The sequence below is a fragment of the Aeromonas sp. TECH754 genome (genome assembly GCF_056279295.1).
On the sequence record NZ_JBWBRA010000001.1, the window covers coordinates 1,010,000 to 1,024,317 of the forward strand.

Genomic DNA, 14,318 nt, shown 5'->3' on the forward strand with positions numbered 1-14,318 from the left:
AATTGAATCGCCCCCGGTTCCCTAGACACCTCAAGAGCCTCAAACTGAGGTCATTCAGGAGGTGTTATGAGCAAGCAGCAACGTTACACGGAAGAATTCAAACTGGCCGCCGTCAAGCAGGTGACTGAGCGCCATTACCCAGTGGCAGAGGTCGCTGAGCGACTTGGTGTTTCCAGCCACAGTCTCTACGTCTGGATCAAACGCTACAGCCAGCCCGACGTGCAGCAACAGCACGACGCCAGCCAGCAAGCCGAAATTCGGCGCCTCAAGGCTGAACTGCGCCGCGTCACCGATGAGCGAGATATCTTAAAAAAGGCCGCTGTAGATTCAATTGATCAACGCAACAACCATGTGAAAGCATGCCGTTGCGGAGGATTGTTGAATGAAGCGAACATTTACAGCAAAGGAAAAAGCGTTTGTTTTTGATCTGTGGAAGCGGGGAACAGGCTTCAGCGAGATAGCGAGAATCTTGGATTCAAAGCCCGGCACCATTTTCACCATGTTGAGGGACACGGGAGGCATCAAACCGAGCGAGCGCCGTCGAGCAGTAGCTCACCTGACGTTATCTGAGCGTGAGGAGATTCGAGCCGGTCTATCGGCACGAATGAGTATTCGTGCCATAGCACGCTCCCTTAACCGCTCTCCTTCAACAATATCTCGGGAAGTTCAACGTAATCGTGGTAGACGCGGCTACAAAGCTGTTGATGCCAATAATCGCGCTAATCGAATGGCCAAAAGACCCAAGGTATGCCTTCTGGAGCGGAATCCGCAACTGCGAAATCTGGTGCTGGAAAAACTCGAGTTAAAATGGTCTCCGGAGCAGATCTCTGGGTGGCTCAGAAGAACGTTCCCCCGCCAGAACATGATGCAGATATCCGCCGAGACGATTTATAAAACGCTGTATTTTCGCAATCGGAGTGCGCTGCACCACCTGCTTGTCAAACATCTGCGCCGTTCTCATAGCCTGCGCCATGGAAAACGCCATATACGCAAGGGAGAAAGAGGCACCATCAATATCGTGAATGGCATATCAATCCACGAGCGCTCCAAGCACATCGATAACCGACGATCATTCGGTCACTGGGAGGGGGATTTGGTGTCCGGCACTAATAACTCTCACATAGCCACACTTGTAGATAGGAAATCGCGCTATACCGTTATTCTCAAGCTAAATGGAAAGGATGCAGGGTCTGTAAATCAAGCGCTTATAGATAAATTCCAGGCACTGCCACCCACGCTCAGGCTGTCCCTGACGTGGGATCGCGGCATGGAACTGGCCAAGCATCTGGAGCTTACTGCCAGTACAGGAGTAAAAGTTTACTTCTGTGATCCTCAAAGTCCCTGGCAACGGGGCACGAACGAGAACACCAATGGTCTGATACGACAGTTTTTCCCCAAAAAGACATGCCTTGCCCAATATTCCCAGCAGGAGCTGGATAAGGTTGCAGCCCAACTAAACAGCAGACCGAGGAAGACCCTGAAATTTAAAACACCAAAAGAAGTTATTGAAAAGGGTGTTGCGTTGACAAGTTGAATCTACAGCCGCGTACTTTGCCAAGCTGTCAGGGTAAGGTACGCCTTCATCCGGGAGCACGCGTCCACACATCCCATCCGCCGACTGTGTCGGATGATGAATGTCCACCCGAGCGGTTATTACGCCTGGCAGCACCAGCCTTTATCTGCCCGAGCACTTGAAGACCAACGCCTCCTGGGCCAGATCAAGCAATGTTGGCTAGAAAGCGGCGGCGTCTATGGTTATCGCAAGATCCGGGACGACCTGCGAGAGATTGGCGAGACCTGTGGGAAACACCGGGTGGCGCGATTAATGCGTCATGAAGGTTTACGTTCACAAACCGGTTATCGTCGCCGTCCCGGTCATTATGGTGGCCGGCCAACGGTGGTTGCACCGAATCATCTTGAACGCCAGTTCGATGTAACTGAGCCAAATAAGGTCTGGGTAACGGACATCACTTATATTCGAACCCATGAAGGCTGGCTCTATCTGGCCGCGGTATTGGATTTGTTTTCACGACAAGTCATTGGTTGGTCAATGGGACCACGGATCGACCGAGAGTTGGCCATCAGCGCGTTACTGATGGCGGTGTGGCGACGGCAACCCGAACAGGAAGTGCTGGTTCATTCTGACCAAGGGAGCCAGTTTAGCAGCTATGACTGGCAGGATTTTTTGCGGGATCACCGGCTCAAGGCCAGCATGAGCAGACGTGGCAATTGTCATGATAACGCGGTGGCGGAGAGTTTTTTCCAGCTCCTCAAACGCGAGCGGATCCGACGTAAAACCTATACGGATCGCGAGGAGGCCCGGCAGGATGTGTTCGATTACATTGAGATGTTTTACAACCCCAAGCGTCGGCACAGTTTCAACAATGGGCTATCGCCAATAGAGTGTGAGATGCAATATTTCGAACGGCTCAAAAGTGTCTAGAGAAGCTGTGGCGATTCAGTCCACCACCTCTTCAGTTAGCTCCATTCAAGACATATTGATTTGTGAAACAACACCGTATGCCAGCCAAAAACCAAACATGTGGTTAACAACCATTTTTTTTGCAGAGAAAAATGCTGGTGTAATTGTTTTTTTGAATTATAAAACCACCCCATTTGAATCCACAACTGACTTATGCTGTCGTTATGATTTTGTTTTATATGGTTTTTATTACTAATTTTCACTTTTGATATTTTTATTATTTAATCTAGCATGGATTGTGTGGATGATAGTGCATCAGCGTGATGACGGATAGCAAAGATAGGAAACATTGAGTCTTCGATTCAGTTTATGTACAGCGTGAACACCCATTTACATGGTTCTAGAGCGTGAGATCGGAGAAGGGTTGTGTATCTAAAAAATAAAGAAAAAGGTATTGTCATCGACTTGATAAATGGCGTGGTCTTATCAAGTGACAGTAGTTCTGGTGCGTTGTGTTCTCAAACTATAAAGATGGGAGCTAAAGAGGTGTGCCTGTTGACATATTTGGCAAAAAACAATGGGTATATGATATCCAAGGCGGAATTGCTGAATCATGTCTGGCGCGAGCGAAGTGTACACGAAAATACAGTTCTGGTGACACTTTCCGGGATAAGAAAGATCTTTAGAAAAGCAAAGCTTGACTGTCGGTGCATAGTTACTATAGCCAAATTTGGTTATATATTTTATCCACATCGTGCGGGGCTTGAAATAGAGGGGTTCGATGATGCAGGCAAGCACTCTATGCTCTGGTTCTATTAGGCATACTTTGACACCAACAGTAGACCTAAATGGTAGCAGTATATTTCCATTTGAAATGAATCAATACATTAAAAATAATAACAATATATATCACAAACTAGGAACGGTGCGAACAAGTTCTTGGTGTGAAATCCTAGCCACATTATCTTGGCATTAGGGGCAAGGTCCAACTGAGTCAACTTACTTTTGTCGGCGGCCAGTTTAATAACAAACACTACCAGACCAGAAAAGAGATTTTCCTGTCACGTATGGAGCAATTGCTGCCTTGGAAAAAGATGCTCGACGTCATTGAACCTGTCTATCCCAAGGCTAGTAGCGGTCGCCGCCCCTATCCACCGGAGACCATGCACCACATTCATTGCTTGCAACAGTGGGATACGGCTCCATGGAAGATGTCCTCTACGAAATCATCTCAATGCGGCTGGTTGCTAGGCTCTCACTCGACCAAGATACCCTTGACCGCATCGCCATCATGAATTTTCGCCACCTACCCGAGCAGTATCAGCTAACCGCTAGCTATTAGAGACTATCAATGAGTGGCTATCCGATACGAGCTTAATGATGACCCAAGGAACGCTGGTCGATGCTGCCATCATCAAGACGTCCTGCTTGACCAACAACAAGCAGAAAGAGCGTAACCCGAGATGTACCAAACAAAGAAGGACAACCAGAGGCACTTCGGCATGAAAGCCCATGTCAGGGTCGACGCCAAGATTGGGCTGAGCTGCGTGAAGAGTTGGCCGACGTAAAGGCCGACTGGTTTATCGCCGAACGGCCGAGCAAGGTCAAAGATCTCAAAAAATACCCCCATAAAAACAAGGCAAAAATCAAGTTCGAGATGCTCAAGGCCAGCATCCGTGGGAAGGTCGAACATCCTTTCTGGATCATCAAATGCTAGTTTGGTTTTGTGAAGGCTCGATACAATGGATTGCTGAAAAACGGCCAGCAATTGGTGATGTTAAACGGGAACAGCGCCCGGAAAGTGGCTCAAAGCAGTTTTTTGATGGGAGATGTTGACCATTCATGGACGTGCTACCTCAAAAGTACCCTCTATGAACATCATGGTGGTATTTCGCCGACTTGTTCACCCTTTCCCTAGCCCTGGAGCTTATTGTTGTGCTCTTGCCTGTCACAGACAGTATTGAGTCATTGTGGGCAGTTGAAATCATTGGCATCTCATCTGAGGCAGCATGTATTTATATATTGTTCAAGGTAAAACGACATGAAATCAAAAATCAGCCTTTCTCGTGACAAACTCATCATGCTAGGGCTAGTGGGGTTATTATTATTACTGACGCCCATTGCTGGGGGGTGGTACTATATGAAACAGTTCAACGCAAACGTAGAGTTGATGCACAACAATAACCTCGCTGCGATCGTGAATCTGGCTGAGATACGTGATGCCCACCTATCCATCAGACGCCAGCTTTTACTTACCTTGCAAATTCGCAACGGCCAATCTGACATGTTGGTGAAGACCGTTCACACAGAAATAAAGCGTATTAATAAGGCTTGGGCACAATACTATCCCCATGAAGTATCCAACTACGACGAGCGGGTACAAGCAGAGCGGGTAAACGTCGAACTGTCTCAATTCAAAGAACTCGTGGAGAAATTCCTCTCGCTGATAGCACTTAACGAATACGATGAAGCCCATTTGTTGGGCAAGCTAACTATCGCTTCATCAAACGAGCTCTCCGCTCTCGTAACAAAAAGAATCGCTAGAAACCAGCATGAGTCCTTTGATATCATGGATAAAAACAAAACCCTCTTGAAGGGGCTATTCGGGTTCTGGTCGATATTGCTATTCGTGAGTACAGCTGTGGTCATGGGTGTGATGACCTACTTCTTGCGCGCTTTAAATAAGGCAATTGATGAGACCCAGTTTCAAACGTGGGTATCTGAATACGTCATTGAACATATGTCGAATGGTGTGATGCTGGTCGGCACCAATGGAAACATTGAAAATGTAAATCCCGCTTTCGAGAAAATGACGGGCTACACCAGGTCGGAAATAGTAGGGCGCAACCCGTCTCTTCTTAAATCGGGACTTCAGCCGCCGGAGTTTTACCGGGATTTCTGGCAGTGTCTGATGAAGGGCGGATATTGGGAGGGCAAACTGTGGAACCGCAGGAAAGACGGCAGTTTATATCTTCAGTACCAAGAAATCTCTGGGGTAAAAATAGCACAGGAAGATTATTTCCACTACATAGCGATATGCTCCGATATCACAAAGCGTCAACAGATAGAGGAACACCTGAGCTACATTGCGATGCATGACAGCTTAACAGACTTACCCAATCGCGCCCTGTTCCTCGACCGCTTGGAACAGGCTATCACTCGAGCTCTACGCAATTCAAACCAGCTTTTTGTCATGTTTCTCGACCTTGATGGCTTCAAGCCTATCAATGATCGTTATGGTCACAATGTGGGCGACGAAGTGCTCAAAATCATTGCAGATCGCCTCAAGACCCACTTGCGCACAAACGACACTGTCGCGCGCTTGGGCGGTGACGAATTTACCGTTCTCCTGGAAGGAGGCATGACCCATCAGGATGCTCACTTGAAAGCATTGTCATTAGTTAAAACGATAGGTGAGCCCATGAACATAGACGGACATCAAATGTCCGTCACAGCGAGTGTCGGTGTCGCTATATACCCCGGTGACGGAGATAATCCAGCTCAACTGCTCACGCAGGCGGATCAGGCGATGTACTTGTCAAAGAGGAATGGCAAGAAGGGAGTCTGTTTTGTTACTCCAATAACACCCGTGTGATGGAAGGGGGCAACCTGTTTTACACATATTGACGTGCCATCGTCCCGCTTATTCAGGATATAACAATGTTCTACCGTCTCATTCTGTTGTGTTGGCTAAGTTGCTGGAGCCTAGTGGTGACTGCCGTCTCGCCTCAGTTGGACAGAAGCGCCTTCACGCCAGCAGGGCAGCACTGGCTCGCGACCCACTATGAGCTGGTGATCGGCATGCCAGCGACGGCCTGGCCCCCTTATGTCTATACCGATGGCCGTGGCAACTTCACCGGCCCTCTGAATGAATTCGCCTCCCAAATTGCAGGCCGACTGGGACTGGGGGTGCGCTACCGGGCCTATGCCAACAATGCGGGTCTCCATCAGGCCTTGCTGGACGACGAGGTCGACATACTGATCGGCGTGGCGCCGAGCCCGACCCGCAAACTGAAGATGCAATTTACCTCCGAGCTGATGGCACTGCCTCGCGCCATCCTGCTGACAGGAGGGCGGGAGAACCTCTCCCTGGAGGAAGCCTACGGTGTGCGCTGGGTCTGCGTCTTCGGCGTCAGCGCTTGCGACGAGCTGCAGCGCCTTGGCATCTCGAACCTGGTTACGGTGGACAGCCGAGACGAGGCGATCTTCATGCTCAAGAATGGGCAAGCGGATGCCTATCTGTCCGAACAACCCATGCTGAATCGCCTGCAATCCATGTCTGGCATGACGCTGGTCACGGTGGACTGGATGAGAGATACCTCGCTCGCCATGGCGGTCGCTCCGGAGCAACTCCCCCTACTGGGGCTGCTGGAGCAAGCCCTTGACGACATCTCTACGCTGGAACGGCGTCGTATTCTCGAGGCGGGGGGTATCCTCGATTACGCCCTAGTGAAAGGGATCAAGGAGATTGTTTTCAGCCCACAGGAGCAGGCGTGGTTACAGGCGCACTCGGTGATCCGATACGGGGTCGCCCCAAACTGGCCCGGGATGAGCGAGATAGACGAGCGAGGACGGCTCAAGGGATTCATTGCCGAGCTGCTGCAGATGATGAGTCAGCGTGCCGGGCTTCGGTTTACCCTCGTACCGACTGAAAGCTGGGCTCAGAGTCTGGCGCTGTTCCAGGCGCACAAACTGGATGTCATCCCGGCCATGACGCCGACTGCTGAACGCCAGAAGTTTGCCAGTTTCACCCCCAACTATGCCTCTCTTAACCGGGTAATTGTAGCTAGGCAGGGGATGGCGGAATTGACCAGTCCTAAGGATTTGAAAGGGCATAGGGTTGGCATGGTGGGGGGCTCGGTGGAAAAAATGCTGCTGACCAAAGTGGGAGCCGAGCCCGTGGCGGTCGCAAGCGATCACGAACTGCTACCGCTGCTAGATCGGCAGCAGGTCGATTATGTGCTGATGAGCATGACCACCCTGGAGCAGTCACTGCAGAGGGGATTCAGCGATCGTTACCAGGTGGTTTTCTCCGGCAGCAAGCTGCGGGTGCCCATCGCCATGGCGACCCAGCTGCAGGATCCCATGCTGCAACAAATTTTGACCAAGGTGCTGCTCACCATCCCTCCGGAGGACCTGACCGTCCTGGAAAAGAAATGGCTCTCCCTGACCGTACAGACGGGGCTAGATCCGCAGGAGGTGTTGCTCTGGTCTTCCCTCGGTGGCGGACTTCTCCTGCTCAGCCTCCTACTGTTTCTCGGGTGGAACCGGACGCTGCGCCGTCAGGTCAGCCAGCGACGGGAGGCGGAGCGGCGACTAGAGGAGCAGCTGGCGTTCGTCCAGCTGATGCTCGATGCTCTGCCAAACCCGGTGGTGCTGACCAACGAGCACTATGAGGTCGCGATGACCAACCGGGCGTACCGGCGGATATTCCTGAATGGGAAAAATCTGATAGGGTCTTACGAGCAATTGCTCAAAGACCGGTTGCCGGAGGCGATCCGGGCCAGGATCATGGAGGAGGATACTAGGGTGTGGGAGAGCGGGGAGGAGCTGCATGGCAGCGGTGAGCGCCAGCACGATGACGGCAGCCTGCACCAGATGCTCTACACCAAGCAGCTTTTTGTGGGGTCGGATGGCAAGCGGCTCGGGATCCTTACCGTACTGACCGATGTGACCGAGCTGGAGCGAGCGCGGTTCGCAGCCCAGGAGGCGCAGACCCGCCTCACCCAGATCACCGACAGCATGCCGGGGTTGGTCTATCAATACCACTGGCTAGGGCCGAGCAACGGGCGCTTCCTCTACACCTCGCAAGGGCTGAAGGAGATGGTGGGTTATGACAGAGATCCCGTCGGTGAGAGGGTGACCGGTGCCGCCATCCTGGGCTTGACGGGGCAGGCTCATCAGGAGTTCGTGGCTACCGTCGAGCACAATGCTAGGGCCATGGAGCCGCTGGATATGGAGGTGGAGATCCTGCGCCAGGGGCAATCGGGCTATCTGCAGATCCGGGGGCACTTCGTGCACCATGCGGAGTTCGAAGGGGTGGTGTTGAACGGGGTGGTGCAGGATATCACCAAGTTGAAGCTCCAGGAACAGGAGCTGCGTCAAGCCAGGCGAGTCGCGGAAGAGGCCACCCAGGCGCGCAGCCGCTTCCTCGCCACAATGAGCCATGAGCTGCGAACCCCCATCTCTGGCATGCACGGCATGCTGGAGCTGCTGCAGATGAGCACCCTCGATGAGGACCAGCGCTACATGCTTCGCAACATAGCAACCTCGGCCAACAGCCTGCTCTACTTAGTCAATGATATCTTGGACTTCTCCAAGATAGAGACGGGTCAGATGCACCTGGAAATTCGTCCGTGCCGGTTGCAGACAGTATTGTGTGATGTGATCCGTGGCTATGTGGCCAAGGCTTATGCCAAGGGATTGACGGTATCGCTCCACTGGTCGGCGGCCGTACCAGAACAGACTGAGATAGATGCAGTTCGGGTGGGGCAAGTACTGACCAACTTGCTGAGTAATGCGGTCAAGTTTACCGAGCAGGGCGAGATCCGTCTCGAGGTGGACATGCAGGGAGTGTCCTTACGTGTGGTGGTGACCGACACCGGCATCGGTATCGCCAAAGAGAAGCAGGCTAAGATGTTTACCCCCTTTGAGCAGGGCGAATCCGACATCGCCCGACGCTATGGTGGCTCTGGGCTCGGGCTCGCCATCTGTCACCAACTGCTCAGTTTCATGGGAGGGACGCTGGCGCTCTCCAGCCAACTGGGACAGGGTACCCGCATTACCTTTACCTTACCGCTGGAAGCCCCCGTGCGGGAAGTCCCACCGCTGGCCGGGAGCAAATGGTGGCTGCTCACGGAACACGATGAGGCACGGGAACTGATGGTGCACATGGGGGTATCAGTGCACCCCTTGAGTCGCGAACAGCTGAGAGGTGGAGTGGAGGGCTATCTGCTGGCCAATGAGCATAGTCTTCAAAGCATACTGGGGGATAATTGGCTGGCGCATTTGCAAAACATGCCGCTCAAGGGCATTGTGTTGTCTCCTAAGGAAGCGCTAAGGAGTGTCTTGACACCCTTGTCGTGGTGGCGGCTGGGTTCATCCCTCCTCTATCCAGACCTCTTGTTAGAAACCTGCCTGCAACTGATGAATACCAGCCGCCAAAACGTGACTGGGTTCACACCTCCCCCCCTGTTGACGGGGCATGTACTGGTGGCAGACGATCACCCCATCAACCGTGCGCTACTGGCTCGTCAGCTCGCCATCCTCGGCATCCAGGTTGAGCTGGTTAACGACGGTGAACAGGCACTGCATGCCTGGCAGCGCCAACCGTTCGATCTCCTGCTAACGGACTGCCACATGCCAGTGATGGATGGCTACAGCTTGACACGTACCCTACGAGCATCAGGGATGCACGCTCCCATCATCGGGGTGACAGCCGATACCTCGGAGGAGGCCAGCAAGTTGATGCAGGAGGCTGGCATGAACGACATATTGTTTAAACCCTACAGTCTGGAGAGGCTGCGTCAGACGTTGGTACGCTGGTTACCAGTCTCCGAGCTGACGAGCGAAACTGAAACCACCGTCCAGAAAGTGGCCAAAGAACAAGCTTCGATCTGGTTATCCCTGTTTGGAACGGAAGCGTTAGCGCGCGATATGGCACGGGCATATCTGGATTCTAATCGCAAAGATGGCGAGGCGATGATACAGGTGCTGTCACGACAGGATACCCAAGCTCTGGTGGGGATCGCACATCGTATTACTGGGGCTGCCCGCATGGTCGGGCAATCTGCTCTGGCCACAGAGGCAGCTCAATTGGAGGTGGAGGCCCGTCTAAACCGGTTGGACAGGAGCATCGCATTGAGTCAGAAGGTACAAACATTGATGGATTCTATTTCACACGAAATTGGATGCTGGCTTGATGAGTAACACCCAACACGTCTGATGGTGGCGGAGAATTAGGGGGTGATTGTTCAAATCGCATAAACTGGGCAGAGTTCCCTTTCTCCAGTGTGCTAGTATTTTTAACTGTCATTTAAGGCCGGTTCGAGATGAATGAAATTGATATTTCAGGCAGCAACATATTGAAGATTCCACATGCATTGGAGAGGTTTCAATTTTTTTTCGAACATTCACCTATTGGCATGGCCATGGTGAATTATGTTAACGGGAAATTTCTTGAGGCAAACAACTCCGTTTTAATATCAAGTGGATACACGCGAAAGGAATTTTTAAATATTAGTTATTGGGACCTTATACCAAAGGAAGATAAACCTCAGTTAATTTCGCAGATTGAAGAGCTCCATCGAACTGGCCGTTTTGGACCAATTAACAAAGAATACATTCGCAAAAATGGAAGGCGTTATCCCGTCAGGATAAGTGGTATCATTCTTACTGAAGTTGATGGAAGTAACATAATATTGGCGATACTTGAAGCTATCACAGAGCAGATACATGCATAAGTGAAAAACTGCAGTGTCACGTTCTACGATACGTTGACACGACTCCCCAACCGCAATCTTCTTACTGAGCGACTAAATCAAGTTATTGCAGAAAATAAGCGTAACACCCGCCACGCAGCCTTGCTATTTATTAATTTTGATAACGTCAAATCGCTCAGTGATGAGTATGGGGAATCTACAGGCGACTTATTTCTGATTGAGGTTTCCAACCGACTAAAAAATAGTGTACGAGAAATAGATACAGTAGCTCGCTTCAGCGGTGTTGAATTTGTGGTACTGGCTCGATGGTTAAGCACAGATAAAACAGAGGCAACTTATCAGGCTGGTCTCATAGCAATAAAACTGCAAGCTGTCATGTCTACTCCATACAAATTGGATGTTGAACATGATAGTCAACCTGATATGGTGATTGAGCACCATTGCACCGCCAATATCGGTGTTGCAGTATTCAATGCTGACGAAAGAGATCCTCATGACTTCATTGAGTGGGCGGATTCAGCCATATATCAGGTTGAAGAAACGGGGAAGAACTCAATTTGATTTCACGATGCAAGTGATTGAGTCGCGATTCAAATTTTGGCATTCCGATCAACCCAAGGTGCCTGCCCCGCTCAGCACTAGGCTGTGTTCTCAAAGTGTTCAAATTTCAATCGCCTCAATTTTCAACCATGAACAGGTCCTCTAAAGAGGCCTGTTTAGGCAGTTTTGAAGTGAATGAATGCGGTCTTTCTGGAAGGATCGAGTCCCATATGATAGGGAGGACGTTTTTCAACCACTTTAGGAACACAGCCTAGGATGCCTGCGTCGATCCGCGTGCCGCCGGTATGGGTTTCACATGTTGGATATGGTAAGCACCGCCTATCACCCGCTGTCCCGCCCGGTTATGCAGCACCTGATGACTCAATCCCTGGCTACGGGCAAAGCTCGTATACACTCCCGCCCCATCACTGCACTGAATCGCCCCGGCTTCTCTAGACACTTTTGAGCCGTTCGAAATATTGCTTCTCACACTCTACTGGCGATAACCCATTGTTGAAACTGTGCCGACGCTTGGGGTTGTAAAACATCTCAATGTAATCGAACACATCCTGCCGGGCCTCCTCGCGATCCGTATAGGTTTTACGTCGGATCCGCTCGCGTTTGAGGAGCTGGAAAAAACTCTCCGCCACCGCGTTATCATGACAATTGCCACGTCTGCTCATGCTGGCCTTGAGCCGGTGATCCCGCAAAAAATCCTGCCAGTCATAGCTGCTAAACTGGCTCCCTTGGTCAGAATGAACCAGCACTTCCTGTTCGGGTTGCCGTCGCCACACCGCCATCAGTAACGCGCTGATGGCCAACTCTCGGTCGATCCGTGGTCCCATTGACCAACCAATGACTTGTCGTGAAAACAAATCCAATACCGCGGCCAGATAGAGCCAGCCTTCATGGGTTCGAATATAAGTGATGTCCGTTACCCAGACCTTATTTGGCTCAGTTACATCGAACTGGCGTTCAAGATGATTCGGTGCAACCACCGTTGGCCGGCCACCATAATGACCGGGACGGCGACGATAACCGGTTTGTGAACGTAAACCTTCATGACGCATTAATCGCGCCACCCGGTGTTTCCCACAGGTCTCGCCAATCTCTCGCAGGTCGTCCCGGATCTTGCGATAACCATAGACGCCGCCGCTTTCTAGCCAACATTGCTTGATCTGGCCCAGAAGGCGTTGGTCTTCAAGTGCTCGGGCAGATAAAGGCTGGTGCTGCCAGGCGTAATAACCGCTCGGGTGGACATTCATCATCCGACACAGTCGGCGGATGGGATGTGTGGACGCGTGCTCCCGGATGAAGGCGTACCTTACCCTGACAGCTTGGCAAAGTACGCGGCTGTAGATTCAACTTGTCAACGCAACACCCTTTTCAATAACTTCTTTTGGTGTTTTAAATTTCAGGGTCTTCCTCGGTCTGCTGTTTAGTTGGGCTGCAACCTTATCCAGCTCCTGCTGGGAATATTGGGCAAGGCATGTCTTTTTGGGGAAAAACTGTCGTATCAGACCATTGGTGTTCTCGTTCGTGCCCCGTTGCCAGGGACTTTGAGGATCACAGAAGTAAACTTTTACTCCTGTACTGGCAGTAAGCTCCAGATGCTTGGCCAGTTCCATGCCGCGATCCCACGTCAGGGACAGCCTGAGCGTGGGTGGCAGTGCCTGGAATTTATCTATAAGCGCTTGATTTACAGACCCTGCATCCTTTCCATTTAGCTTGAGAATAACGGTATAGCGCGATTTCCTATCTACAAGTGTGGCTATGTGAGAGTTATTAGTGCCGGACACCAAATCCCCCTCCCAGTGACCGAATGATCGTCGGTTATCGATGTGCTTGGAGCGCTCGTGGATTGATATGCCATTCACGATATTGATGGTGCCTCTTTCTCCCTTGCGTATATGGCGTTTTCCATGGCGCAGGCTATGAGAACGGCGCAGATGTTTGACAAGCAGGTGGTGCAGCGCACTCCGATTGCGAAAATACAGCGTTTTATAAATCGTCTCGGCGGATATCTGCATCATGTTCTGGCGGGGGAACGTTCTTCTGAGCCACCCAGAGATCTGCTCCGGAGACCATTTTAACTCGAGTTTTTCCAGCACCAGATTTCGCAGTTGCGGATTCCGCTCCAGAAGGCATACCTTGGGTCTTTTGGCCATTCGATTAGCGCGATTATTGGCATCAACAGCTTTGTAGCCGCGTCTACCACGATTACGTTGAACTTCCCGAGATATTGTTGAAGGAGAGCGGTTAAGGGAGCGTGCTATGGCACGAATACTCATTCGTGCCGATAGACCGGCTCGAATCTCCTCACGCTCAGATAACGTCAGGTGAGCTACTGCTCGACGGCGCTCGCTCGGTTTGATGCCTCCCGTGTCCCTCAACATGGTGAAAATGGTGCCGGGCTTTGAATCCAAGATTCTCGCTATCTCGCTGAAGCCTGTTCCCCGCTTCCACAGATCAAAAACAAACGCTTTTTCCTTTGCTGTAAATGTTCGCTTCATTCAACAATCCTCCGCAACGGCATGCTTTCACATGGTTGTTGCGTTGATCAATTGAATCTACAGCGGCCTTTTTTAAGATATCTCGCTCATCGGTGACGCGGCGCAGTTCAGCCTTGAGGCGCCGAATTTCGGCTTGCTGGCTGGCGTCGTGCTGTTGCTGCACGTCGGGCTGGCTGTAGCGTTTGATCCAGACGTAGAGACTGTGGCTGGAAACACCAAGTCGCTCAGCGACCTCTACCACTGGGTAATGGCGCTCAGTCACCTGCTTGACGGCGGCCAGTTTGAATTCTTCCGTGTAACGTTGCTGCTTGCTCATAACACCTCCTGAATGACCTCAGTTTGAGGCTCTTGGGGTGTCTAGGAAAGTAGGGGCGATTCACTCAGGTAGAGCCTGATCCGTAG

At 51.4% G+C, this 14,318-nt stretch carries 8 protein-coding genes and 6 pseudogenes; 10 read left to right on the forward strand and 4 right to left on the reverse strand.

What is annotated here, in order from left to right:
* Positions 1–66: 66 nt before the first annotated feature.
* The 10 genes and pseudogenes from ACZ9IL_RS04400 to ACZ9IL_RS04445 form a co-directional block, all read left to right on the forward strand.
* Positions 67–315, forward strand: a pseudogene (locus ACZ9IL_RS04400) (transposase); the annotation flags it as partial.
* Between the two features lie 67 nt (positions 316–382).
* A complete protein-coding gene (locus tag ACZ9IL_RS04405; protein WP_476001825.1) occupies positions 383–1,534 on the forward strand; it encodes an IS30 family transposase in 1,152 nt (383 codons plus the stop codon).
* Positions 1,535–1,543: 9 nt separating this feature from the next.
* Positions 1,544–2,443, forward strand: a pseudogene (locus tag ACZ9IL_RS04410) (IS3 family transposase); the annotation flags it as partial.
* Entirely contained in the window at positions 2,436–2,678 is a 243-nt protein-coding gene (locus tag ACZ9IL_RS04415) for a hypothetical protein (protein WP_476002410.1), read from the forward strand. The pseudogene ACZ9IL_RS04410 and the gene ACZ9IL_RS04415, both read left to right, overlap by 8 nt.
* 170 nt (positions 2,679–2,848) lie before the next feature.
* Positions 2,849–3,241 (forward strand): winged helix-turn-helix domain-containing protein, encoded by a 393-nt coding sequence (locus tag ACZ9IL_RS04420; RefSeq protein WP_476002411.1) that lies wholly within the window; start codon positions 2,849–2,851, stop codon positions 3,239–3,241.
* Between the two features lie 170 nt (positions 3,242–3,411).
* Positions 3,412–4,202: pseudogene (locus ACZ9IL_RS04425) on the forward strand (transposase); the annotation flags it as partial.
* Between the two features lie 261 nt (positions 4,203–4,463).
* The gene (locus ACZ9IL_RS04430; protein ID WP_476002412.1) at positions 4,464–6,017 is read left to right on the forward strand and encodes a diguanylate cyclase domain-containing protein; all 1,554 of its coding nucleotides are present in this window, start codon (positions 4,464–4,466) and stop codon (positions 6,015–6,017) included.
* 65 nt (positions 6,018–6,082) lie between these two features.
* Positions 6,083–10,351, forward strand: a complete 4,269-nt coding sequence (locus ACZ9IL_RS04435; protein ID WP_476002413.1) for a transporter substrate-binding domain-containing protein — start codon at positions 6,083–6,085, stop codon at positions 10,349–10,351.
* 122 nt (positions 10,352–10,473) lie between these two features.
* Positions 10,474–10,884: a PAS domain S-box protein gene (locus ACZ9IL_RS04440; protein ID WP_476002414.1), complete on the forward strand. Its 411-nt coding sequence runs from the start codon at positions 10,474–10,476 to the stop codon at positions 10,882–10,884.
* A complete protein-coding gene (locus tag ACZ9IL_RS04445; RefSeq protein ID WP_476002415.1) occupies positions 10,885–11,424 on the forward strand; it encodes a diguanylate cyclase domain-containing protein in 540 nt (179 codons plus the stop codon).
* Between the two features lie 292 nt (positions 11,425–11,716).
* Here the strand turns inward: ACZ9IL_RS04445 and ACZ9IL_RS04450 are convergent.
* The 4 genes and pseudogenes from ACZ9IL_RS04450 to ACZ9IL_RS04465 all read right to left on the reverse strand — a co-directional run.
* A pseudogene (locus ACZ9IL_RS04450) lies at positions 11,717–11,845 on the reverse strand (IS1595 family transposase); the annotation flags it as partial.
* 10 nt (positions 11,846–11,855) lie between these two features.
* Positions 11,856–12,755, reverse strand: a pseudogene (locus ACZ9IL_RS04455) (IS3 family transposase); the annotation flags it as partial.
* Positions 12,756–12,764: 9 nt separating this feature from the next.
* Complete coding sequence (locus tag ACZ9IL_RS04460; protein ID WP_476001825.1) at positions 12,765–13,916, reverse strand: IS30 family transposase; 1,152 nt, start codon at positions 13,914–13,916, stop codon at positions 12,765–12,767.
* 67 nt (positions 13,917–13,983) lie between these two features.
* Positions 13,984–14,232, reverse strand: a pseudogene (locus ACZ9IL_RS04465) (transposase); the annotation flags it as partial.
* Positions 14,233–14,318 lie beyond the last annotated feature (86 nt).